This is a genomic window from Streptomyces doebereineriae, from assembly GCF_031845645.1.
Lineage (GTDB): Bacteria > Actinomycetota > Actinomycetes > Streptomycetales > Streptomycetaceae > Streptomyces > Streptomyces canus.
This window is the reverse complement of sequence record NZ_JAVREZ010000013.1, coordinates 196005-218480: the sequence shown is the minus strand read 5'-3', so window position 1 is coordinate 218480 and position 22476 is coordinate 196005. Positions and strand designations below refer to the sequence as shown.

The 22476-nt window shown below is 69.2% G+C and carries 19 protein-coding genes and 1 pseudogene; 13 read left to right on the top strand and 7 right to left on the bottom strand.

All coding sequences use genetic code 11. The annotated features are described in order from the left end of the window. Nucleotides 1-5: 5 nt before the first annotated feature. The 4 genes from RNB18_RS32855 to RNB18_RS32840 form a co-directional block, all read right to left on the bottom strand. Nucleotides 6-830, bottom strand: coding sequence for a carbohydrate ABC transporter permease (locus RNB18_RS32855; protein ID WP_059210114.1), 825 nt, complete (start codon nucleotides 828-830; stop codon nucleotides 6-8). Continuing rightward, the gene (locus RNB18_RS32850; protein ID WP_311717746.1) at nucleotides 827-1771 is read right to left on the bottom strand and encodes a carbohydrate ABC transporter permease; all 945 of its coding nucleotides are present in this window, start codon (nucleotides 1769-1771) and stop codon (nucleotides 827-829) included. The genes RNB18_RS32855 and RNB18_RS32850 overlap by 4 nt, the downstream gene beginning before the upstream one ends. After that, nucleotides 1768-3060: an ABC transporter substrate-binding protein gene (locus RNB18_RS32845; RefSeq protein WP_311717745.1), complete on the bottom strand. Its 1293-nt coding sequence runs from the start codon at nucleotides 3058-3060 to the stop codon at nucleotides 1768-1770. Before RNB18_RS32845 ends, RNB18_RS32850 begins: the two co-directional genes overlap by 4 nt. 766 nt (nucleotides 3061-3826) lie before the next feature. Then, nucleotides 3827-5155 (bottom strand): MFS transporter, encoded by a 1329-nt coding sequence (locus RNB18_RS32840; protein WP_311717744.1) that lies wholly within the window; start codon nucleotides 5153-5155, stop codon nucleotides 3827-3829. An 83-nt stretch (nucleotides 5156-5238) separates the two neighbouring features. Here RNB18_RS32840 and RNB18_RS32835 point away from each other — a divergent pair, with 83 nt between their 5' ends. From RNB18_RS32835 to RNB18_RS32815, 6 genes and pseudogenes are all read left to right on the top strand, one after another. Then, complete coding sequence (locus tag RNB18_RS32835; RefSeq protein WP_311717743.1) at nucleotides 5239-6246, top strand: LysR family transcriptional regulator; 1008 nt, start codon at nucleotides 5239-5241, stop codon at nucleotides 6244-6246. 444 nt (nucleotides 6247-6690) lie between these two features. Further along, entirely contained in the window at nucleotides 6691-7425 is a 735-nt protein-coding gene (locus tag RNB18_RS32830) for a hypothetical protein (protein WP_311717742.1), read from the top strand. A gap of 295 nt (nucleotides 7426-7720) precedes the next feature. Beyond that, a complete protein-coding gene (locus RNB18_RS32825; protein ID WP_311717741.1) occupies nucleotides 7721-9922 on the top strand; it encodes a glycosyltransferase in 2202 nt (733 codons plus the stop codon). Beyond that, a complete protein-coding gene (locus RNB18_RS32820) occupies nucleotides 9919-11139 on the top strand; it encodes an acyltransferase family protein (RefSeq protein WP_311717740.1) in 1221 nt (406 codons plus the stop codon). Before RNB18_RS32825 ends, RNB18_RS32820 begins: the two co-directional genes overlap by 4 nt. Before the next feature lie 27 nt (nucleotides 11140-11166). Further along, nucleotides 11167-11301 (top strand): annotated as a pseudogene (locus RNB18_RS54165) (IS630 family transposase); the annotation flags it as partial. A 29-nt stretch (nucleotides 11302-11330) separates the two neighbouring features. Next, nucleotides 11331-11525 (top strand): hypothetical protein, encoded by a 195-nt coding sequence (locus RNB18_RS32815; protein WP_311717739.1) that lies wholly within the window; start codon nucleotides 11331-11333, stop codon nucleotides 11523-11525. 28 nt (nucleotides 11526-11553) lie between these two features. Here the strand turns inward: RNB18_RS32815 and RNB18_RS32810 are convergent, their stop codons facing one another. Then, nucleotides 11554-12282, bottom strand: coding sequence for an SDR family oxidoreductase (locus RNB18_RS32810; protein ID WP_311717738.1), 729 nt, complete (start codon nucleotides 12280-12282; stop codon nucleotides 11554-11556). A gap of 306 nt (nucleotides 12283-12588) precedes the next feature. Beyond that, nucleotides 12589-13233 (bottom strand): class I SAM-dependent DNA methyltransferase, encoded by a 645-nt coding sequence (locus tag RNB18_RS32805; RefSeq protein WP_311717737.1) that lies wholly within the window; start codon nucleotides 13231-13233, stop codon nucleotides 12589-12591. Between the two features lie 461 nt (nucleotides 13234-13694). On the opposite strand from RNB18_RS32805, the gene RNB18_RS32800 reads away from it, so the two are divergent. From RNB18_RS32800 to RNB18_RS32790, 3 genes are all read left to right on the top strand, one after another. Further along, nucleotides 13695-13985 carry a hypothetical protein gene (locus tag RNB18_RS32800; RefSeq protein ID WP_311717736.1) on the top strand — a complete coding sequence of 97 codons (291 nt, stop codon included), beginning with the start codon at nucleotides 13695-13697 and terminating at the stop codon, nucleotides 13983-13985. Between the two features lie 221 nt (nucleotides 13986-14206). Further along, on the top strand, nucleotides 14207-15589 hold the full coding sequence (locus tag RNB18_RS32795; RefSeq protein ID WP_311717735.1) for a nitrate/nitrite transporter: 1383 nt from the start codon (nucleotides 14207-14209) through the stop codon (nucleotides 15587-15589). A gap of 98 nt (nucleotides 15590-15687) precedes the next feature. Next, on the top strand, nucleotides 15688-16842 hold the full coding sequence (locus RNB18_RS32790) for a uroporphyrinogen-III synthase (RefSeq protein WP_311717734.1): 1155 nt from the start codon (nucleotides 15688-15690) through the stop codon (nucleotides 16840-16842). Here the strand turns inward: RNB18_RS32790 and RNB18_RS32785 are convergent. After that, nucleotides 16839-17354, bottom strand: coding sequence for an anthrone oxygenase family protein (locus tag RNB18_RS32785; protein ID WP_311717733.1), 516 nt, complete (start codon nucleotides 17352-17354; stop codon nucleotides 16839-16841). The genes RNB18_RS32790 and RNB18_RS32785 overlap by 4 nt on opposite strands. A gap of 199 nt (nucleotides 17355-17553) precedes the next feature. Between RNB18_RS32785 and RNB18_RS32780 the strand changes: the two genes are divergently transcribed. The 4 genes from RNB18_RS32780 (at nucleotide 17554) to RNB18_RS32765 (ending at nucleotide 22275) form a co-directional block, all read left to right on the top strand. After that, on the top strand, nucleotides 17554-18138 hold the full coding sequence (locus RNB18_RS32780) for a CGNR zinc finger domain-containing protein (protein ID WP_311717732.1): 585 nt from the start codon (nucleotides 17554-17556) through the stop codon (nucleotides 18136-18138). A 319-nt stretch (nucleotides 18139-18457) separates the two neighbouring features. Beyond that, nucleotides 18458-18979 carry a sigma-70 family RNA polymerase sigma factor gene (locus tag RNB18_RS32775; protein WP_010039908.1) on the top strand — a complete coding sequence of 174 codons (522 nt, stop codon included), beginning with the start codon at nucleotides 18458-18460 and terminating at the stop codon, nucleotides 18977-18979. After that, nucleotides 18979-19806 (top strand): anti-sigma factor family protein, encoded by an 828-nt coding sequence (locus RNB18_RS32770; protein WP_394817708.1) that lies wholly within the window; start codon nucleotides 18979-18981, stop codon nucleotides 19804-19806. The genes RNB18_RS32775 and RNB18_RS32770 overlap by 1 nt, the downstream gene beginning before the upstream one ends. A 63-nt stretch (nucleotides 19807-19869) precedes the next feature. Continuing rightward, entirely contained in the window at nucleotides 19870-22275 is a 2406-nt protein-coding gene (locus RNB18_RS32765) for a HelD family protein (RefSeq protein WP_311717730.1), read from the top strand. Nucleotides 22276-22476: the final 201 nt, after the last annotated feature.

Genomic DNA, 22476 nt, shown 5'->3' with positions numbered 1-22476 from the left:
GGTCCTTACTTCACGGCACCCACGGCGATACCGCGGGTGAGGGTTCGCTGGAAGACGAGGAAGAACACGATCGCGGGCAGGACGCCGAGCAGGGCGGCCGCGTTGGTCATCGTGGCGTCCATCAGGCGCTGGCCCTGGAGGACGCCGAGGGCCACCGACACCGTCTGGTTGTCGTTGGAGATGAGCATGACCAGGGGGAGCAGGAACTCGTTCCAGGTCCAGATGAAGAAGAAGACCAGCAGCACACCGAGGGTGGGACGGCTGACGGGGACGACGATCCGCCACAGCACCTGCCACCTGTTGGCGCCGTCGATGCGGGCCGCCTCCAGGATCTCGCGCGGGAACTGGCCGAGGACCGCGGAGAGCAGATACGTGCCGAAGGCCGCCTGGATCACCGTGAACACGATGATCACGCTCAACCTCGTGTCGTAGAGGCCGACTTCCTTGCTCAGGTAGTAGACCGGGTAGACCAGCGCCTCCTGCGGCAGCATGTTCGCGAGGACGAAGAAGGCGAGGACCCAGGTCCGGCCCTTGATGCGGCCGATGCCGATCGCGTAGGCGTTCAGGACGGACAGGATCACGGCCAGTACCGCCACCGAGCCGCTGATCAGGACCGAGTTGACCAGCTTCTGTCCGAAGTCGACGCGTTCCCAGAAGTCCTTGATGCCGGTCGTGTACAGGCCGTCGGGGAGGCTGAGAGGGCCGTTCTGGGCGTACTCCGTGGGGGACTTGAAGGCGTTGACCGTGACGATCAGGAACGGCACGATCATGAACAGGGCAGCGATGCACAGGGCGATCAGGACCGGGTAGCGGCGCAGGGCGGTGGTCATGGGTCCGTCCTCTCCTGGAGCCTCAGGCCGATCAGGGAGAGCGCGAGGATGAGCACCGTCAGCACGGTGGAGATCGCGGCGCCGTAGCCGACCTGCGTCTTCTCGAAGAACGTGGTGAAGGAGAAGTAGGAGGGCACGTCGGTGGCGCCGCCGGGCCCGCCCTTCGTGAGCACGTACACCGCGCCGAACACCTTGAGCGCGGCGATCGAGCACCAGGTGAGGACGACGTAGATCTCCGGCCGGATCTGGGGCAGCGTGATGTGCCAGAAGCGGCGCCACCAGCCGGCGCCGTCCAGTTCGGCCGCCTCGTACAGCTGGGGGTCGACGCGTTGCAGGCCCGCCATGAAGACGACCAGCGGGAAGCCCAGTTGGACCCAGACCATGACGCCCATGACGCTGTAGAGCGCGAGGTCGGGGTCGCCCAGCCAGTCCTGCTGCCAGGAGCCGAGGCCGATCGCCTTCAGGAGCGCGTTGAGCGAGCCGTTGTCCGGGGCGAGGATCCAGCTCCAGACGATGCCGGCGACCGCGATCGGCAGCACCTGGGGGAGGTAGAAGCAGGCGCGGAGAACAGCGGCCGTTCTGGATCCGAAGTGCTTGCCGACGTAGTCGAACAGGGCGGCGGCGAGGACGAGTCCGAGGGCCGTGGGGATCGCCGCCATCGCCACGACCATGAACAGGCTGTGCCGGAAGGACGCCCAGAAGTCCGAATCGTCCATCAGCTCGCGGTAGTTGGCGAGTCCCGACCACTCGGGGGAGCCCACGCCCTGCCAGTCCGTGAAGCTCACGTACGTGTTCATCACGAACGGCAGGACGATGACCGCGAGGAAGGCGAGGGCGCCCGGGAGGAGGAAGAGGGCGTAGGAGTCGCGGGGGCGGCGCGGGGGCCGGACGGCGGCGCCCTTGCCGGCCGCCCGCGCACTCCGTTCGACGGTCACCGTCATTGCTTCGGCGCGCCCTTGTCGTAGGCCTCCTGGAGATCGCTGAGGTAGTCGTCGGGCTTCTCACTGCCCGTGATCAGCTTCTGGGTCCCGGAGACGAGGACGTCGTAGAAGCCGGGGACCGGCCAGTCGGGGTAGAAGGCCAGGCCGTCGTTCTTGGAGAGGGTGTTGAAGTCGTCGATCAGGGTCTTCGACTGGGGGTCGGTGATGGCGGAGGCGTCGGCCGCGACCGGGACGCCGCCGGAGTTGCCGAGCAGGTTCTGGATCTTCTTCGACATGGTGATGTCGATGAAGTCGTAGGCGAGGTCCTTGTTCTTCGCAGCCTTCGGTACGACCCAGAGGTTGCCGCCGGAGCCGAGGGTGAGCTTCGAGTCGGGCCACCGGAAGGTGCCCCAGTCGAACTTGTTGTCGGTCTTGAAGCGGCCGTACCACCAGCTGCCGGAGAACAGGATCGGCGCCTTGCCGGAGGTGAAGGAGACACCGGCGGCCTCTTCGTTCTGGCCGCTGGAGGACTTGCTGAAGTAGCCCTTCTTCACCCAGTCGGCGAAGGTGTCGGCGCCGTGGGTCCAGGCCGCGTCGTGGAAGTCGGTCTTGCCCTTGTAGAGCTGGTAGGCGTCGACCCACGCGCGGTCGGCCTTCGACAGCGCCAGCTGGTAGAGGTACTGCTGGGCCGGGTAGGCGGCGCCGCCGTTGGCGAGGGGGGTGACCTTGTTCTCGACGAACGTGTCCATCGCGGCGGTCAGTTCGTCGAGGGTCTTCGGCTCGGCGATGCCGTACTTCTTGAAGAGGTCCTTGTTGTAGTAGACCAGCGTGTACTCGGCGTAGTTGGGGACGCCGTACCACTTGCCGGAGCCCATCACGCCGTTGGTGTCGTAGAGGCTCGTCGTGCGCACGCTCGGGCTGAGCTTCTTGTCCCAGCCGCGCTTGGCCGCCTCGTCCGTGAGGTCGGTGAGCAGGCCCTGCTTCGAGAGCAGGCCCGCGGTCGCGTTGCCCTTGTTGTACTCCATGAGGTCGGGCGCGTCCGAGGAGTTGAGGACCATCGGGGCGGTCTTCTGGATCTGGTCGAAGCTCTTCTCCTCGAACTCCACCTTCACACCGGGGTGCGTGGCCTCGAACTCCTTGATCGCCTCCTTCCAGGCGATGCCCATCGCGCTGGTCGGACCCTCGTAGTGCCAGAGCCTGAGTGTCTTGCCGTCGGAGGACCCGCTGTCCGAGCCCCCGCAGGAGGTCAGCAGCAGTGATCCGGTCAGGACCACCGCCGTCGCCACCACACGCCTTCGTGCCGTCAACATCCCGTACCTCCGGGGAGTCGGATGGTGCTTCGGGCCGGGCGCCACGCAGGGGTCGTCGATTCGACTCGATTCGACGACGCCTGTCGAAGCGCTTCGACGAAGGAACGTATGTGGCGCCTTTGAAGGTCGTCAATGGGTTATGCAGGATCAGGTGAAGCGATTCGACGATTGGTGGCGGGCCTCGGGGGTGAGGGTGGGTGTCAGGGCTGTGGTGCGGCGTGGGGTGGGAGGTGTTCGGCTGTCGGGGTGCGGGTGTGGGCGGTCCGGTCGGGACGAGGGTGGTTGTGAGGGCTGCGGCTGAGGTGGGTCGTGGGTGAGAGGTGGTCGGCTGTCCGGCCGCCGCGGCGTCGGTCGTCGGGGCTGCGGCGGGCGTGGTGCTGAAGCGGGCCGTCGGTGAGATGTGCTCGATGGTTCGGCGGTCGGGACGTCCTGGTGGGGGCAGCCGGGCCGACATGAGGGCGGTCGTCGTCGCGGCTGTGGTGGTCGCGGCGCTGTAGCTCGCCGTCGGCGAGTTGTGTTCGATTGTTCGGCCGTCGGGGGAGTGCTGTTGTAGATGGTTCGGCCGGTGCGAAAGCGGTCGTGAGGGCTGCGGTGGCTGTGGTGGTTCGGGGTGCCATGGCGCGTCGTGGGCGAGAGGCGGTCGGCTGTCCGGCCGTCGGCCGTGTCGCCGCGGGCGCCGGGCCGACATGAGGGGGTTCGTCAGGGCCGTGCGACTGGGGTGCCGTGGTGGGGCGTGTGGTCGGCAGGGTTGTCGGCGCCGTAGTGATCACGGTGCTGGAGTGGTACTCGTGCGCGGCTGTCCGGTCGACGCGAGCGCGGTCATCAGGGCCGCGGCCGACGCCGCGATCGGGACGCCGTAGCCCGCCGTCGGTGAGATGTGCTCCACCGTCCAGCCGCCCGCCGCGCTGCCGCAGGCGATTCCGCCGAGCAGGCCGGTCACCGCGAGGGTCATGCCCTCGTTGAGGCGGCCGGGCGGGGTGCGCCGCTGGACGAGGGTCATCCCGGTGACCATCGTCGGGGCGGTCGCCATCCCGGCGATCAGCAGCGCGGCCGCCAGGGCGAGCAGGGAACCGGTGAGGGAGGCGGCCAGCAGGGGGAGCGTCAGCAGGCTCGTCATGGCGGCGATGCACCACACGTACCGGTCCTCGACGGATCCGGTCCGTCGTATCGCCCCGTAGACCAGCCCCGCCGCGCACGAACCGGCCGCCTGGAGCGCGAGCACGATCCCGGCCGCCGAGCGGTGTCCCTGGGCGTCGGCGAAGGCGATGGTGACGACCTCCATGGAGCCGAAGACGGCACCCATGGCAAGGCAGACGGCGAGCAGGGGCGGGATGCCGGGGGAGCGGAAAGGCGCCTTCGAAAGGCCACGCTTCCGCACCGGCGGTTCCGTCGAACGCTGCGCGGCGAACACCAGCACACCCGTCACCAGCAGCACCACCCCGGCCAACGTGCCCGCCTCCGGGAAGAACGCCGTGCACAGGAAGGCCGCGAGGACCGGGCCCAGCATGAAGCACGCCTCGTCCAGCGCCTGCTCGAAGGAGTTCGCGACATGGAGGGACTTCTCGTCGCCGGCGAGAAGGTGGGCCCAACGGGCACGGGACATGCCGCCGAGGTTGGGGGTGGTGGCGGTGGCGGCGTACGACACGAAGAGCGTCCACGCCGGTGCGCCGAGGTGGACGCACAGCAGCAGCGCCAGCGAACCCAGTGCGGCGTGCGCCGTCGCCGGTACGGCGATCTTGGCCTGTCCATGTCGGTCGACGAGCCGCGCGGTCCACGGGGCGACCACCGCCGTCGCCGCGAGGCCCGCCGCGGTGACGGCGCCGGCGAGGGCGTACGACCCACGCGTCCCGGCGATCATGACGACCGCGCTGACGCTGAACATGCCCATGGGCAGGCGGGCGAGAAGGTTCCCGATGGTGAAGGCGCGGGCTCCGGGCGTGGCGAGAAGGCGGCGGTAGGGGCCGGGGTCGCGCGGGGCGTGCGGGCTTACTGGGCCTCGTGGGTTTTGTGTGCCTAGTGGACTTCGGGGGCTGAAGTCGACGATGACGAGGGCGTCGGCGGTCGTGGTGAACATCGGTCGGTCCGGTTGCGGCATGCGCCTACCGTCGCGCGGAGACGATCAAGGGGTCCAACACCTTCTCCGTACCGATTCACGCACCTGTGTTGTAAGTTCGCCCGATGTCCGTGTCCAGCCCGGGTCCCGACCCGAGTCCCGGCCCCCGCTCCCACCACCTTGACCCACGCCTCCTGCGCGCTTTCCTCGCCGTCGCCGACGAGCTTCACTTCACTCGCGCGGCGGCCCGGCTCTACGTCGCCCAGCAGGCGCTCAGCCGTGATGTGCGGCGGCTGGAGCGGGAGCTGGGTGCGGAGCTGTTCGTGCGCACGACCCGGCAGGTGACACTGACCGGCGACGGCGAGCGGCTGGTGCCGTACGCCCGCCGGGCCCTGGACGCCCAGGACGAGTTGCTCGCCGCCTTCGCGCAGGCCCGCCCGCTGCTCGTGGACCTGAACTTCCCCGACCAGGCCACCGCCCGCGCCGTGCTGCTGCGGGCCCGGGAACTCGCCCCCGACCAGGAGCTGATGGCCCGCTACGAGAGCGGGCTGACCGGCGCCGCGGGCGAGCTGCTGGCCGGTCGTCTCGACGCGTCCTTCGGCCGGTTCGCCGGTCTCGACCCGGCGCTGCGGGCGGGCCTGGACCACCAGCCCGTGCGCTTCGAGCCCATGGCCGTCGTCCTGCCCGAGGACCACCCGCTGGCCTCCCTGGAGCGGGTGCCGCTCGCCGCTCTGGAGGGCGAGACCGTGTACGCGGGGGCCGGAAATCCGCGTACTCCGGAATGGACCGATCTCGCTCGTCGGCTGTTCGAAGGACGGGGCATCGACATCGCCCCGCCGGCCCCGCTCGCGGTCGGCGACGAGGAGTTCCAGCGGATCATGGCGAAGACCCGGAACCCGATTCTCGCGGTCGTGGATTTTCCGGCCATGCCCGCCACCGTGCTGCGTCCGCTGGTCGACCCGGTACCTCTGTCGCCCGTGTCGCTGGTGTGGCGCAGGGGGCTGGCGCATCCCGCGTTTGATGCCCTTCGGCGCGCCACAATCGAACTTTCCGTCGAACATGACTGGCTTCGTCGGCCCGCCGATGGGTGGATTCCGGCCACCGATGAGCCTCATATGAACATCCACAAATGACACGTGGCAAACACACTTCCTCCGTGTGCGCTACATTCGTGATCTGAGCACGGTGTGGTAAAGGGGGCGCTCGGACTGGGTGGGGGCCCGGTTCAGCCGACGTGTGCTCAAGGTCGAGAGCGCGCCCAGAACAGTCCGTGGGGGATGTGCGTGCGCGTGAAGAACGTAAAAAAGTGGCGAGAAGACGCCCAACCGGAGTGGCCCGAGGCTGCATCAGGCACCCAAGACATACCGACAGCTGGGGGCACCACCCAGACGTTTTCGGAAACCGGTGAAACCGGCACAACCGGAAGCCCGGACGACGACGGGGACCGGGACTTCCCCGGGGCCCCGAGAGCGGACCGCGGTGAGGGTGCCCCGGAGCCGGCCGGCCACAGAGCCGTCGTACGCGATCCGTGGGACGAGTCCGGCAGCGGTGCCGGTCACGCACACGATCCGCACGAGGTGACCGTCCAGCTCGACGGGATCGGCCTGAACGGCGACGACCGCATCGAGGGCCGCCCCGGAGGCGAGGGCGGGTCCGAGAGCTCCGACGGCCCGGTCTTCGTCGACGAGTCGGGCCGGCGCAGCCGCCGCTTCCGCCGTATCGGCATCGCCGTCGGTCTGGCCTGCGCGGTCTACGCCGTCGTCATCGTCATCACCCTGCTGTCCGGCAACTCCAACGCGCCCTGGCTCCCCGTGACCGGCCCGAAGGACGACGCCCCGGCCGGCAAGGTCGACACCAGTCCGATGCCGGCGGAGTCCACCAAGCCCTCCGTCCCCGCGGGGGTGATCCCGGGGACCACCCCGACGGTCAGCGGCGGGGTGACACCGGCTCCCGGGGTCAGCGGCACCGCGCCCGGCGCCACCGTGAACCCGGGCAAGCCGGGGACGTCCGCCGGTCCGTCGGCGACCGCAACCCAGCCCGGCGGCAACCCGTCGGTCAGCGCCGATCCCTCGACGCAGCCGACCCAGTCGGTCACCCCGCCGCCCAGCCCCTCGGTCACTCCGCCCGTCACCACCAGCCCCGACCCCTCGGTCGCCCCGACCGAGACCACGGGCGGCGGCAGCGCAGGCCCCGGCACGGTGGCCGACGGCCCGCCCTCGCCCGCGCCCGTGGCGTCGGAGACTTCCGGCACGACGGCTCCCGTGCCTTCCGGCGCTCCGTTAGCCTCCCCGTCTCCGGAGCACGTTCTGTGATGCCGTCGCACCAGCCCCGGCACGGCGGCCGACGGCCCGCCGTCGCCCGTCGCGTCGGAGACCTCCGGTACGCCGGCTCGCGTGTCTGCCGGCGTCCCGCTGTCTTCCTCGTCCCCGGAGCACCTTCTGTGATGGCATCCCGCAATCGCCGTGCGGGGGCCGTACCTGGGGCCTCTGCCGGCTCGGCCGCCTCATCGCCCGTCCGCTCGCTCGTCGCGTCGGAGACCTCCGGCACGACGGCTCCCGTGCCTTCCGGCGCCCCGCTCTCCTCCCCGTTCCCGGAGTACGTCCTCTAATGGCATCCCGAACCCGCCGCCAGGGGGCCGCACCAGGAGCCCCCGACGGCTCCAGGCGCCGTCGCCTGCCCATGCGCCTGCTGCTGCCCGTGCTCATCCTCGTCGCCCTGATGGCGATGCTCATGCTGCGCGGCTACGTCCACAGCGAGATCCTCGCCGACCACCGCATCCAGTCCGAGGCCTCCACCGACAAGGTGCCGGAGAAGATCCTCGACGGCGGCCCGGTGATCGACACCCGCAGCGGCCGCGCCACCAGCCTGAAGATGCCGGACCGCCGACTCGTCCTCACCTTCGACGACGGTCCCGACCCGACCTGGACCCCCAAGGTCCTGGACGTCCTCGAGAAGCACCACGCGCACGCGGTCTTCTTCGTCACCGGCACCATGGCCTCCCGCTATCCGGACCTGGTCAAGCGCATCGTCGACGAGGGCCACGAGATCGGGCTGCACACCTTCAACCACCCCGACCTGTCCTTCCAGTCCAAGAAGCGCATCGACTGGGAGCTGTCCCAGAACCAGCTCGCCCTCGCCGGCGCGGCCGGCATCCGCACCTCGCTCTTCCGCCCGCCGTACTCCTCCTTCGCCGACGCCATGGACAACGAGTCCTGGCCGGTCACCGAGTACATCGGCACCCGCGGCTACATCACCGTCGTCAACAACACCGACAGCGAGGACTGGCGCAAGCCCGGCGTCCAGCAGATCCTGCGCAACGCCACCCCGAAGAACGGCAAGGGCGCGATCGTGCTGATGCACGACTCCGGCGGCGACCGTCACCAGACGGTCCAGGCACTCGACCGACTTCTGCCCGACATGAAGGACAAGGGCTACGAGTTCGACAACCTCACCGAGGCACTCGACGCGCCCACCGCGCACACCGCCGTCGCCGGCCCCGAGCTGTGGAAGGGCAAGGCGTGGATCTTCCTGGTCCAGGCCTCCGAGCACATCACCGACGTCCTCGTCGTCGGTCTCTCGATCATCGGCTCCCTGGTCATCGGCCGTTTCGTGCTCATGCTGCTGCTCTCGGGCATCCACGCCCGCCGGGTGCGCCGCAAGGACTTCCGCTGGGGGGAGCCGGTCACCCAGTCGGTGTCGGTGCTGGTCCCGGCGTACAACGAGGCCAAGTGCATCGAGAGCACCGTCCGTTCACTGATGGCGAGCGAGCATCCCATCGAGGTGCTCGTCATCGACGACGGTTCGAGCGACGGCACCGCCCGGATCGTCGAGGCGATGGGCCTGCCGAACGTCCGGGTCGTACGCCAGCTGAACGCGGGCAAGCCCGCGGCGCTGAACCGCGGTCTGGCGAACGCCCGTCACGACATCATCGTGATGATGGACGGCGACACCGTCTTCGAACCGTCCACGGTCCGCGAGCTCGTGCAGCCCTTCGGCGACCCGCGCGTGGGAGCCGTGGCCGGCAACGCCAAGGTCGGCAACCGGGACTCCCTGATCGGCGCCTGGCAGCACATCGAGTACGTGATGGGCTTCAACCTCGACCGCCGGATGTACGACGTCCTGCGCTGCATGCCGACGATCCCCGGCGCGGTCGGGGCCTTCCGCCGCTCCGCCTTGGAACGCGTCGGCGGCATGAGCGACGACACGCTCGCCGAGGACACCGACATCACGATGGCCATGCACCGGGACGGCTGGCGTGTGGTCTACGCGGAGAAGGCGCGCGCCTGGACGGAGGCACCGGAATCGGTGCAACAGCTCTGGTCCCAGCGCTACCGGTGGTCGTACGGCACCATGCAGGCGATCTGGAAGCACCGGAAGGCACTGGTGGAACGGGGTCCGTCGGGCCGCTTCGGCCGCGTCGGCCTGCCCCTGGTCTCCCTGTTCATGGTGGTGGCGCCCCTGCTGGCCCCCCTGATCGACGTATTCCTTCTCTACGGCGTCGTGTTCGGCCCGACCGAGAAGACGATCGTGGCCTGGCTGGGCGTCCTCGCGATCCAGCTGGTCTGCGCCGCCTACGCGTTCCGGCTGGACCGGGAACGCATGACACACCTGATCTCGCTGCCGTTGCAGCAGATCCTCTACCGCCAGCTCATGTACGTCGTGCTGCTCCAGTCCTGGATCACGGCCCTCACCGGAGGCCGCCTGCGCTGGCAGAAGCTGCGCCGCACGGGAGTCGTCGAGGCACCGGGCGGACCGGTGCAGAGGCAGCGGACGCCCAAGGGCAGTGACGAGCGGAGGCCGGTCGGATGACGCAGGAGTACACGGCGGGTCAGCGGGAACAGCACGGGCTGGTTCCTCCACCCAAGGCGCCCGGCCGGGACCGCTATCTGGACCTTCTCCGCTCGCTGGCACTGGTCCGAGTGGTTCTCTACCACCTGTTCGGCTGGGCATGGCTGACCGTGCTGTTCCCGTCGATGGGCGTGATGTTCGCGCTGGCGGGCTCGCTGATGGCACGTTCGCTGAACAGGCCGACCCTGAGCGTGATCAGGGGCCGTATCCGCCGACTCCTGCCTCCGCTGTGGGCGTTCAGCGCGGTGGTGCTGCCGCTGATGTTCGTCGGCGGCTGGAAGCTCTCGGAGGACCCGGACCACAGCGGCACCTGGGGCCTCCTGGAGATGGTCAACTACGTCATCCCGATCGGGGCACCGCCGTACCCCTGGGAGGTCGGCTTCCCGAACGACCTGCTGGAAAGCACGTGGGCGGATCAGGCGGTGGGCCCGCTGTGGTACCTCCGCGCGTATCTGTGGTTCGTGCTGGCCTCCCCGCTGCTGCTGTGGGCGTTCCGCAGGGTGCCGTGGGCGACCCTGCTGGCACCGCTGGCCCTGACGGCCGTGGTGGGCACGGGACTGGTGACGATCCCCGGCGAACTGGGCAACGCGGTCACCGACTTCGCGGTCTACGGCAGCTGCTGGGTCCTCGGTTTCGCGCACCACGAAGGGGTGCTGGCGAAGGTCCCGCGCTACCTCGCCGTCTCCGGTTCGGTCATGGTGATGGCCTTCGCCCTGTGGTGGGCGTCCGGCCATCTGGGCCCCGAGGGCTGGGACCTGAACGACATCCCGCTGGCCCAGGCGGCCTGGTCCTTCGGCTTCGTGGTGATCCTGCTCCAGTACTCGCCGTCGTGGCAGGAGTTGCCGGGCCGGCTGGCCCGCTGGGACAAGCTGGTGACCCTCTCCAACAACCGGGCCGTCACCATCTACCTCTGGCACAACCTGCTGATCATGGCCACGGTCCCGATCATCGACCTGGCGTACCGCCTCCCCTTCATGCAGAGCGACCGCGCGGTCGCCGCGCTCGACGCGACGGACATGCTCTGGATGTTCTTCCTGGTCTGGCCACTCATCGGACTCGCGATCCTGGCGTTCGGCTGGATCGAGGACCTGGCGGCGAAGCGCAGGCCGAGGCTGTGGCCGAACGGTTCACGGCGGGGTCGGGTCGGGCCCACGGAGACCGTGCGACCCGGGTCCTGACGACTCCGGGCTCCGCCCCCTGTGTGGGAGGCGGAGCCGGCCAATGGTCCGGCCGCGCACGGCTGGGAGGATCAGCGGCGGACGCCGGCGCGGGTCAAAACGGTGATCGGCCGGTGCTTCCACCTGACCTACACGATCCAGGGCATGCGGAAACTCCTGATGTTCGCGGCAGCCGGTTCACCGAGCCGGCGGTGGATCCGGTCGACTACTCGTGGATGGTTGTCTGCCGGGAGTCAGGGCTGCGCGTCGACGAGATCAACGACACCGACCAAGCCCAGCCGGGCGCAGTCAGCGCCACCGGAGCCGAGCTCGACATCGACGAGTACGACTTGGCCGGACCGAGGACGTCAGGTGAGCACATGACCTCGTACCCCCCTGGCACATGAATCGCACTCCGACAGCTTGCCAACAGCATTAGGAAGCCATCAGCGCCGCCAGGGCGCGGCCCATTGCGGCGTTGAACTCTTCCGGCGTCAGTGGCAGACGGGACTTGACGTCCCGACTCCACTGGTCGGCGAGGACCTCGGCGGAGCCCGCCTCGACACCGTCGAGCGCCGCGTCGGCCAGATCCGACGGAGCGATCTTGTCCACGGGCCAGCCCGCCGCCATGTCGGTGTCGGCCAGGCCGAGGTGTACCGCTGTGACGAGCGTGCCCTGCTCGGCGAGCTCCAGGCGGACGCCGTTGGTCATGGCCCAGGCGGCGGCCTTGCTCAGGTGGTAGGCATTGGCGCCCTTGATCCCGAACCACGACACGGCGGAGAGGACGTTGACGATCGCGCCCCCGCCGTTCCTGGCGAGCGTCGGCGCGAACTCCCGGCTCATTCCCAGGTGGCCGAACATGTTGGTCTCCAGCTCGTGCCGCACCGCGTCCAGCGAACCGGTCACCAGGTCGGTCCCCGTACTGATTCCCGCGTTGTTGATGAGGAGCGAGACGTCCGGGGCGGCCTCGGCGGCGGCCCTCACGGATGCGGGATCGGTGATGTCGAGGGGCAGCACCTCGACCCCGGGCAGGTCCACGGTCTCCGGTCGGCGGGCCGTCGCGTAGACCTTTTGGGCGCCCCGTTCGAGCAGGCGCTGGGCGAAGGCGCGGCCCAGGCCACGGTTGGCTCCGGTGACAAGGGCGACGGAGTTGTTGATATCCATGTCCAGGACGCTAAAACCTGACGTTGGCGTCAGAGGCAAGTGCCGGTCGTCAGGGCCAGAGGTGAGAGGAATCACCATGACCGTCACCGTGGCCGCGGCCGAGCGCTAATACGAGCAGCAAGCTACGAGCAGCAAGGGCTGCTCATCGCGGAGCGCAGCCCGTCCGGCCGACGACCTGCAGGCCGTCCTGGACCACCTCGACGAGGCCATCGCGATCACGGACACGCACCCGTAGGTGCGGTCGGCCAGACGTCTCATCAGCGATCCAACCTCGCTGTCCTGGTTAATTCCGCAGCGGCCTGACCGCTACGAACGACGACGTGCGAAGAGGATCGCTCCTGGAGCACTGCCCTCGGGGTCGAGCAGCATCTCGGTCTCGACCGTGAATCCGGACTCGCGCAGCCAGGCGCTCACCTGGGCGGGTCGGCGGCGGTGGATGTAGACCTTCATCGGGTGGCCACCGTAGCCCTGCGTCTTCAGCCGCGACCCGTCGCCCACGTGAAAGCCGATCAGCAGTGGCGCGCCGGGGCGCAGTGCCCGGCTGAGGGCATCGAGGACCGTGGTGACCTCGCCGTCGGGGACGTGAATCAACGACCAGAACGCGAGCGCACCGGCGATCGACTCGTCAGCAAGGTGGAGATCCGTCATCGAGCCCACCTCGAACCGGAGGGCAGGGTGATCGTTTCGAGCCACGTCGACCATCCCCGGGGAGATGTCGATGCCGAAGGCGTCGACGCCCAGGCTGTGCAGATGGGCTGTGATGTGTCCCGGTCCGCATCCCAGGTCCGCCACCGGCCCACCACCAGCCTCAGCGACCGCGTCGGCGAACAGGCTCAGCGCCGCCTGGAGGTACGGCAAGCCGCCCAGAGCCTCACGCAGTTGGTCCGCGTAGCTCACCGCGACCGTGTCGTAAGAAGTGCGGGTGTCCGCCAACCAGCGGTCAGGGTTCATGCTCCGCCACAGTAGTCCCGCAATCTGACGGACTGAGCGGGAGGCCGACTGACGCTGCGAGGTTTTGGGCCGATATCAACGGCGCCGTACTCCTTGAGCCGCAGAAGGACGTCACACGCTGAGTCCACGAGGTAGCCGATGCCGACGTCCGCCCAAGTGACGTCGCCGATGCTGTCGTAGAAAACGACCAAGTCAGGATGGACGAGGCCGAGGCGGGTCAGAGTGCGAGCCGCGGCCTGATCGTCCGGGTCGGCAGGCCGGACCTGATTGACGCCAGGGGGAACCCGTTCCGCCGCTCGAAGTCATCTGCCGTTGGCTTCAGGACGCCCGAGACGAAGCCGGATCATGGCACGCGGTGCGTACGTTCACCGGGGCAAAAGGCGAGCTTGAGGGAACCGAGGTCAGCAGTGAATGTCGCCCCGCGCACTACAGAGACAGACGGAAGCGGGAGCGCGCTCTCCATGGTGATGCGTGCCCTCGTCGACCGCGGCCTCCCCCAGGATGTGATCGACGTCCACTCGGCCTGTCGGTACTACTCCGTGATCGAACTCGAGCAGCTGGGCGAGTTCGACCTGTGCGAGCTGCGCGACCGGCTCGAGAGCGTCGTATGGGTCGGTGACGAGGAGTTCGCGGCCTGCGGGCTCAGCCCCGAAGACATCGCTGAGCTGCGGCGATGGGCCCTGGAGTGGGAGTCCGACCTCGGGCTGCGGATCCTCGAGGACTACGACGACCCCGAGGACGCCGACGACTGAAGCGGTAGCCTGCGACGTGGACCGGCTCTCACACTGCGGTCCCCCGGAGCGGAGCTGTTCGTAACACAAAGACCCCATGACCTCTCATCCCGCCCCCCGCCGGGGTGAGAGCAACGTTCCTTTCCGGTCACCCGGTGCCACAGGCAGGAAACGCGTCCTCCCTACCTTCGGGATCAGCCACTCGTAGCAGGACCTGAGCCCCGTCGCACCGTGGAGGCGTCATGACAGCCCCTAGTACAGCCCCCGCACCCCCGAGCAGGGGCGGCCGTTGGATCCAGCAGTGGGATCCGGAGGACGAGACCTTCTGGAAGGAGACCGGCGAGAAGGTCGCCAAGCGGAACCTGCTCTTCTCGGTTCTCTCCGAGCACATCGGGTTCTCGATCTGGACCATGTGGTCCGTGCTGGTGCTCTTCATGGGCCCGGAGTACGGGCTCACGCCGGCGGACAAGTTCCTGCTGACGTCGATGGTCACCCTGGTCGGAGCCGTCGTCCGCGTCCCCTACACCTTCGCCGTCGCGATCTTCGGCGGACGGAACTGGACGATCATCTCGGCCGGCCTCCTGCTCATCCCCACCGTCGCCGCGTTCGCGGTGATCAAGCCGGGGACCTCGTTCAACACCTTCCTGTTGGTCGGCCTGCTGGCCGGCATCGGCGGCGGCAACTTCGCCTCGTCCATGACCAACATCAACGCGTTCTTCCCCCTCCGTAAGAAGGGGTGGGCCCTCGGGCTCAACGCCGGCGGCGGCAACATCGGCGTCCCGGTCATCCAGCTGGTCGCCCTCGCGATCATCGGCGCCAGCGGTGGTCCCCGGGTACTTCTCGGGATCTACATCCCGCTGATCCTCGTCGCCGCCGTCCTCGCCGCGCTCTTCATGAACAACATCGAGAACGTGAAGAACGACACCGGCGCCGCCAAGGACGCCGTGAAGGACGGCCACACCTGGATCATGTCCTTCCTCTACATCGGCACGTTCGGCTCGTTCATCGGCTACAGCTTCGCCTTCGGGCAGGTGCTGCAGAACCAGTTCGGCCGGACCCCGCTGGAGGCCGCGTACGTCACCTTCATCGGCCCGCTGCTCGGCTCGCTGATCCGTCCGGTGGGCGGCGCGCTGGCCGACAAGTACGGCGGCGCGAAGATCACGCTGTACAACTACGTCGGCATGGGCGTGGCGACCGCGGTCCTGATCGTCGCCAGCATGCAGAAGTCGCTCGGACTGTTCACCGTCGCGTTCGTGGTGCTCTTCGTCCTCAGCGGCCTCGGCAACGGCTCGACGTTCAAGATGATCCCCGGCATCTTCCAGACCAAGGCGCTGGCCAAGGGCCTGGAGGGTGAAGCGGCCGCCGCCTACGGGCGTCGCCTCTCCGGTGCCTCCATGGGTCTGATCGGCGCGGTCGGCGCACTCGGCGGCGTCGGCATCAACCTCGCCTTCCGGCAGTCCTTCCTCTCCTACGGGTCCGGAACCGGCGCGTTCGTCGCCTTCCTCGCCTTCTACGCGGCCTGCTTCGTGGTCACCTGGGCCGTATACCTTCGCCGCTCGGCCGCCAAGGGCCAGGCCACGACCGCCTCCGAGGCGAAGCCGCAGCTCAGCTACGCCGAGGTGTGACGTAACACTGACGACATAAAGCGGAACCGAGCCTGTCACGAGCCGTTGACAGGCTCGGTCGGCATGTAGGTCAGACGACAGACTGCGGGACGACAGCCATGTACGACGAACAGCAGGCAGCAGAGCAACACGGCCCCCTGGCGGGGTTCACCGTGGGAGTCACGGCCGCGCGCCGAGCAGACGAGCTCGGTGCGCTGCTCCAGCGCCGTGGGGCCGCCGTACTGCACGCGCCGGCCCTGCGGATCGTGCCTCTCTCCGACGACAGTGAACTGCTGGCGGCGACGAAGGATCTGATCGACCAGGCGCCCGATGTCGTGATCGCCACGACCGCCATCGGTTTCCGGGGGTGGGTCGAGGCCGCCGACGGGTGGGGGCTCGGTGAGGCGCTCCTCGACCGGCTGCGCGAGGTGGAGCTGCTCGCGCGCGGGCCGAAGGTCAAGGGGTCCATAAGGGCCGCCGGGCTGACGGAGGACTGGTCGCCGTCGTCCGAGTCCATGGCCGAGGTGCTGGACCGGCTGCTGGAGGAGGGTGTCGAGGGACGCCGGGTCGCCATTCAGCTGCACGGGGAGCCGTTGCCCGGGTTCGTGGAGGCTTTGCGGGCCGCGGGAGCCGAGGTCGTGGGGGTGCCGGTGTACCGGTGGATGCCGCCGGAGGACCTCGCGCCGATGGACCGGCTGCTGGATGCGGCCGTCTCGCGGGGGCTGGACGCAGTGACCTTCACGAGCGCGCCCGCCGCGGCTTCTCTTCTCTCCCGGGCCGAGGACCGGAGTCTGCTTCCGGAGCTGCTCGCCGCTCTCCACCACGATGTGCTGCCGGCGTGTGTCGGGCCGGTGACCGCGTTGCCGTTGCAGGCGCGGGGGGTGGACACGGTGTCGCCCGAGCGCTTCCGGCTCGGGCCGCTCGTGCAGTTGCTGTGCCAGGAGCTTCCCGGGCGGGCCCGGTCGTTGCCCATCGCCGGCCACCGGGTGGAGATCCGGGGGCACGCGGTGCTGGTCGACGGAGTGCTGCGGCCGGTGCCGCCGGCGGGGATGTCCCTGCTGCGGGCACTGTCCCGGCGACCGGGCTGGGTGGTGTCACGGGCGGAGCTGCTGCGGGCGCTGCCGGGCGCCGGCCGCGACGAGCACGCGGTGGAGACGGCGATGGCCCGTCTCCGTACGGCCCTGGGGGCACCGAAGCTGATCCAGACGGTGGTGAAGCGCGGGTACCGGCTGGCACTGGACCCGGCCGCCGACACCAAGTACGCGGACGTCTAACGCTCAGGCGCCACCTGGTCGACCCTCGCGGCACGGCTGCCCGTGGCCTTCACCAGAAGGCCCAGCGTCACCGTCAGCAGCACCGCCCGCACCACGTTCCACGCCACCCAGGGATCTTCGAACTCGTCGCGGAGCGCGCCGGGGTCGCCGTCCCGCGCGAGGTCGTCGTTGAGGGGGATGTTGAAGACGACGGTGACCAGGAACGCCAGGGCGGAGGCCGCCAGGGCCGCCCACACCCACCTTCGGTGGTGGCTGCCCCGGGCCTGCCAGGCCGCCACCGCCGTGAGGGCCGGCGCGCCCAGGAAGCTCAGGAAGAACACCGGGTTCTGGATGACCTCGTTGATGTCGCGCATCACGGTGACGTAGACGCGGTCGTCGCTGCGCGCCAGGCCCGGCATGACGGCGCACGCGAAGACGTAGAAGGCCCCGGCGATCAGGCCCGTGGCGACCGTGGCCGCGCCCAGTACCCATCGGCTGACTACTGATCGGCTGCTCCCGCTGCTCTGTGTCATGTCTCCAGTCAAGGGCCCCGTCGATCGCGCCGACATGGCCGAGACGCGCCGCCGCATACGTGCGCGTCCAGGCATCGCTCCCGGTACGAGGGGTTCCGGCGGCGGGAGCGGGAGGGCACTGTAAGAGGGAGCCCCGGAACAGCCGCGAAGCACCTCACCGACCCCTTACGACCGGGGCACCCTAGGCGGTGACAGGCACATGGCACTGGGTATGGCCACGGTCGCGTACGAGCTGCGGTTCGACGCCGGACGGATCAGCCTCGACCTCCTCGCGACCACCCACCCCGAGGAACGCCTCGACTCGACGGAGGTGCTGTGCGCCTGGATCGTCGGTTCGGGGCTGGTGCCGGACGGGACCGACCTGACGCACGCGGACCCCTCCTGGCTCGTCGGCTTCCGGGAACTGCGCGGCCGGATCGGGCAGTTGGTGCGAGGAGCGACCGGACACGGCTACGACCTCGCGCTCGCCCACGTCAACGACGTCGCCCGTGCCGCACCTCCGGCCCCGCGCGCGGTGCGGGACGAGGACGGGGCGCTGGTGCGCGAGTTGGACGGTCCGCCCGGCTGTGCGGCACTGCTCGGGGCCATCGCCAGGGACGCCGTAGGGCTGCTGACGGACCCGGTCGCGCGGGCGGCGATCAGAGAGTGCGAAGGGGACAACTGCCCCATCGTCTATCTGGATACGTCACGGGGGCGCAGGAGGCGCTGGTGCTCCAGTGAGGTCTGTGGGAACCGCGAAAGAGTGGCCCGGCATCGGAGGCGGGCGGCTCTCTCGCGCACCTGACTGGTCGTTATGTCCCTTACGTGGAGGGCCTGTCGAAGTGATTTCGATTACATGTTGTTTACTCGCTCAACCTCACGGGCCGTAGTGGTGATCTTGCCTGTGTGGTGGAAATGTAAAGATCGCGCGGTGGGAATGTGCGCGCATGTCCTGTCTCGTCACGTCACTCAGGAGAAAACTGTCGTCGCACTTTGAACACCCAACCCCTCACGCCCGTACCCGTAGTCGAGCGACCGACTGGGGGAACCCCCGGACATCGGAGGTGGGCGTGCGCAAGGATTCTGTCGTGGCCAATGAACGTGGATCGAGGGCCCGACATCGCATGTCCCAGCCCTCGGAACCTGATGAGGAGCTGATGCGTGCCCTGTACAGAGAGCACGCCGGGCCTCTCCTTGCGTATGTCCTTCGGTTGGTTGCGGGCGACCGCCAGAGAGCCGAGGACGTGGTGCAGGAGACGCTCATCCGTGCCTGGAAGAACGCCGGACAGCTCAATCGAGCGACCGGATCGGTACGCCCCTGGCTGGTGACGGTCGCCCGGCGCATCGTCATCGACGGCCACCGCAGCCGGCAGGCCCGGCCGCAGGAGGTCGATCCGTCGCCGCTGGAGGTCATCCCCGCGGAGGACGAGATCGACAAGGCGCTGTGGTTGATGACGCTGTCGGATGCGTTGGACGACCTGACCCCGGCCCACCGGGAGGTACTCGTCGAGACGTATTTCAAGGGGCGTACCGTCAACGAGGCGGCCGAGACCCTGGGCATTCCCAGTGGAACCGTCCGCTCGCGGGTGTTCTACGCCCTGCGGTCGATGAAGCTCGCACTGGAGGAGCGGGGGGTGACGGCGTGATGAGTGTGTACGGGGGTAACCAGGGATTCGGCACAGGTGGTTCGGGTATGTCAGGTTCCATGATGGGATCTCCGGTGCCGAACGAGCATGAGACCGTCGGCGCCTACGCCCTCGGGATCCTCGACGACGCCGAGGCAACCGCTTTCGAGGCCCATCTCGCGACCTGCGAATGGTGCGCCCAGCAGCTCGACGAGCTCGCCGGCATGGAGCCGATGCTCGCCGCCCTCGCGGACCTGCCGGGCTCCGGCACCCCCGCGATCGGTGAGTCGCTCTCCGCGAAGCCCAGCCCGCGGATCGTGAACAAGCTGGTGGACGAGGTCGCGGAGCGCCGTGCGCAGAAGCGGCGCCGCAGCTTCTACATGGTCGCGGCCGCGGCCGCGCTGATCATCGGTGGTCCGTTCGCCGCTATGGCGGCGGGCGGCGGCGACTCCGGCGGCGACACCGAGCAGCCGAGAGTCCTCGCGAGCACCGCGAAGGAACTCTTCGAGTCCATGAACGACAAGGTGTCGGGGACCGACCCCTCGACCGGCGTCAGCGCGACCGTCGCCATGCAGACGAAGGACTGGGGCACCTCGCTCGGTCTGGAGCTCAAGGGCGTCAAGGGAGAGCTCAAGTGCTCCCTCATCGCCGTCACCGACAACGGCGAGCGCTGGACGGCCTCCACCTGGTCCGTCGGCAAGTGGGGCTACGGCCTCCCGGACGGCAAGACCCCGGAGTCCAAGAAGCCTCTCTACATCGGCGGCGCGGTCGCACCGGCTCAGAACACGATCGACCACTTCGAGGTCGTCACCTCCGACGGCAAGAAGCTCGTCGAGGTCGACGCGTAACTTCCCGCCGGGGCCCCCTTCGCGTACGGTTGACGGCTGCCCAGCACGTCAGAAGGGGGCCCGGTGGCCGCTCAGGCTCAACCATCCGCGGTCGGCTCGGTTCAGGACTCGATTCGGGACCACGAGATCGGCGTCGAACAGGAACATCTGGACCGGGTCTACCGGCGCCTCGAGGAGAAGATTCACGAGGCGGAGTTCCTCATGAACGACGCGGCCAAGCGCGGCCAGGTCGGCACACCGGGCGCTCTCGCCGAGCGGGACGCCCAGGTTTTCCGGGCCGGTGTGCACCTCAACCGGCTCAACAACGAGTTCGAGGACTTCCTGTTCGGCCGGATCGACCTGCTCCTCGGCAAGGACGGCAAGAAGGGGCCCGACGGCGCCTACACCGCCGTGGAACCCGCCGAAGGCGCTGTCCGGGAGGACAGCACCGCCGACATCGCGGAGACCCTGCACATCGGCCGGATCGGAGTCCTGGACTCCGAGTACGCGCCGCTGGTCATCGACTGGCGGGCGCCGGCCGCCGCCCCCTTCTACAGGTCCACTCCGGTGGATCCCGGGCGTGTCGTACGGCGCCGGGTGATCCGCTCCAAGGGCCGCAAGGTCCTCGGGGTCGAGGACGACCTGATGCGCCCCGAGCTCAGGGCCTTCCTCGACGGCCACGAGCTGCCCGTCATCGGCGACGGCGCCCTGATGGCCGCGCTGGGACAGGCCCGCAGCCACACCATGCGGGACATCGTCGCCTCCATCCAGGCCGAGCAGGACCTGGTCATCCGCGCCCCCGCCGCGTCCGTGACCTACGTCGAGGGCGGCCCCGGCACCGGCAAGACCGCCGTGGCCCTGCACCGGGCCGCGTATCTGCTCTACCAGGACCGGCGCCGCTACGCGGGCGGCATCCTCATCGTCTCGCCCACCCCGCTGCTCGTGGCGTACACCGAGGGTGTCCTGCCGTCCCTCGGCGAGGAGGGCCAGGTCGCCATCCGCGCGATCGGCTCCCTGGTCGACGGCGTCGAGGCCACCCTGTACGACTCCCCGGCGGTGGCCCGCGCCAAGGGGTCGTACCGGATGCTGAAGGTGCTGCGGAAGGCGGCGCGGGGGGCGCTGGAGCAGGGGAGCCACAGTGGGGGGAGCGGTTCCGGGCAGCTCGCCTTCGGCGAGGAGGACACCTCCACCGCATCCCCCGCCGCACCCCCCACCCGTCTCCGCGTCGTCGCCTTCGGGCGCCGGCTCGAACTGGAGGCGGACGAGCTGGAAAATGTCCGCCGGAACGCCCTCAGCGGCACCGCACCCGTCAACCTGCTGCGACCCCGGGCCCGCAAGCTGCTCCTGGACGCCCTGTGGGCGCGGTCCGGGGCGGGCACCCGGCACACCGATCCCGAACTGGCGGCCGAGCTGCGCTCGTCGTTCGACGAGGACATCACCTCCGAGGACAGCTTCATCGAGTTCCTCGACGCCTGGTGGCCGGAGCTCACCCCGAAGGCCGTCCTCGCCGCGATGGCCGACGAGCGGCGCCTCGGCCGCTGGGCCCGCCGCATCCTCAACCCCGGCGAGGTCCGCAGGGTCGCCCGCTCACTCAGACGTGACGGTCTCTCCGTGCACGACATCGCCATGCTCGACGAGCTCCAGGCGGTCCTCGGCACCCCGGCCCGCCCGAGGAAGAGGCGCGAACTGGACCCGCTCGACCACCTCACCGGCCTGGAGGAGCTGATGCCGGTCCGCGAGGAGTCGCAGCGCGAGCGGGCCGAGCGGCTCGCCCAGGAACGCGTCGAGTACGCCCACGTCATCGTCGACGAGGCCCAGGACCTCACGCCGATGCAGTGGCGCATGGTCGGCCGCCGCGGCCGGCACGCCACCTGGACGGTCGTAGGAGACCCGGCGCAGTCCTCCTGGTCCGACCCCGACGAGGCCGCCGAGGCCCGCGACGAGGCCCTCGGCACGCGTCCCCGCCGCCGCTTCCAGCTGACCGTGAACTACCGCAACCCCTCCGAGATCGCCGACCTCGCGGCCAAGGTGCTGGCCCTCGCCATGCCCGGCTCCACCGCCCCTTCGGCCGTACGGTCCACCGGCGTCCAACCCCGTTTTGTGACAACGAACAACGGACGCGGCACGCCCGCACGGAACACGGTCGTACGGAAGTCACTGGGAGAGACCGTCCGAGAGGAGGCGGCCCGCCTCCTGGACCTCGTCGACGGGACGGTGGGCGTCGTGGTCGCCATGAACCGCCGGGAAGAGGCCGCCCGCTGGCTGACCGGTCTCGGCGACCGGGTGGTGGCACTCGGCAGCCTGGAGGCCAAGGGCCTGGAGTACGACGCGACGGTCGTCGTCTCCCCGGCCGAGATCGCCGACGAGTCGCCGGCCGGACTGCGGGTGCTCTACGTCGCCCTGACCCGGGCCACCCAGCAGTTGACGGTCGTGTCGGCGGAGCGCGACCAGCCGGACCGGGACGGGGTGCCCGATCTGCTGAGAGATTGAACTCTCGGTACGGGAATGGTCTTTCGGGATCCGTTTGTTAGCCTGGATGTGACACCGGCCCGATCCAAGCCCCCGGGCCCAACCTTCGTCGCTACGAGCGACCACTTGCCGCGAGGCGAGCATGGCGGGTCGGTGTCATTGACCTGGTGAGAGGGCCACGTCCATGTGACGTGGGCCTCTCTCGTCATGAACAAAAAGTCC

Coding starts and splice junctions, on each gene's coding strand:
- RNB18_RS32855 (WP_059210114.1), bottom strand. CDS start 830: ATGACCACCGCCCTGCGCCGCTACCCGGTCCTGATCGCCCTGTGCATC.
- RNB18_RS32850 (WP_311717746.1), bottom strand. CDS start 1,771: ATGACGGTGACCGTCGAACGGAGTGCGCGGGCGGCCGGCAAGGGCGCC.
- RNB18_RS32845 (WP_311717745.1), bottom strand. CDS start 3,060: ATGTTGACGGCACGAAGGCGTGTGGTGGCGACGGCGGTGGTCCTGACC.
- RNB18_RS32840 (WP_311717744.1), bottom strand. CDS start 5,155: ATGCCGCAACCGGACCGACCGATGTTCACCACGACCGCCGACGCCCTC.
- RNB18_RS32835 (WP_311717743.1), top strand. CDS start 5,239: ATGTCCGTGTCCAGCCCGGGTCCCGACCCGAGTCCCGGCCCCCGCTCC.
- RNB18_RS32825 (WP_311717741.1), top strand. CDS start 7,721: ATGGCATCCCGAACCCGCCGCCAGGGGGCCGCACCAGGAGCCCCCGAC.
- RNB18_RS32820 (WP_311717740.1), top strand. CDS start 9,919: ATGACGCAGGAGTACACGGCGGGTCAGCGGGAACAGCACGGGCTGGTT.
- RNB18_RS32810 (WP_311717738.1), bottom strand. CDS start 12,282: ATGGATATCAACAACTCCGTCGCCCTTGTCACCGGAGCCAACCGTGGC.
- RNB18_RS32805 (WP_311717737.1), bottom strand. CDS start 13,233: ATGAACCCTGACCGCTGGTTGGCGGACACCCGCACTTCTTACGACACG.
- RNB18_RS32800 (WP_311717736.1), top strand. CDS start 13,695: ATGGTGATGCGTGCCCTCGTCGACCGCGGCCTCCCCCAGGATGTGATC.
- RNB18_RS32795 (WP_311717735.1), top strand. CDS start 14,207: ATGACAGCCCCTAGTACAGCCCCCGCACCCCCGAGCAGGGGCGGCCGT.
- RNB18_RS32790 (WP_311717734.1), top strand. CDS start 15,688: ATGTACGACGAACAGCAGGCAGCAGAGCAACACGGCCCCCTGGCGGGG.
- RNB18_RS32785 (WP_311717733.1), bottom strand. CDS start 17,354: ATGACACAGAGCAGCGGGAGCAGCCGATCAGTAGTCAGCCGATGGGTA.
- RNB18_RS32780 (WP_311717732.1), top strand. CDS start 17,554: ATGGCACTGGGTATGGCCACGGTCGCGTACGAGCTGCGGTTCGACGCC.
- RNB18_RS32775 (WP_010039908.1), top strand. CDS start 18,458: ATGTCCCAGCCCTCGGAACCTGATGAGGAGCTGATGCGTGCCCTGTAC.
- RNB18_RS32770 (WP_394817708.1), top strand. CDS start 18,979: ATGAGTGTGTACGGGGGTAACCAGGGATTCGGCACAGGTGGTTCGGGT.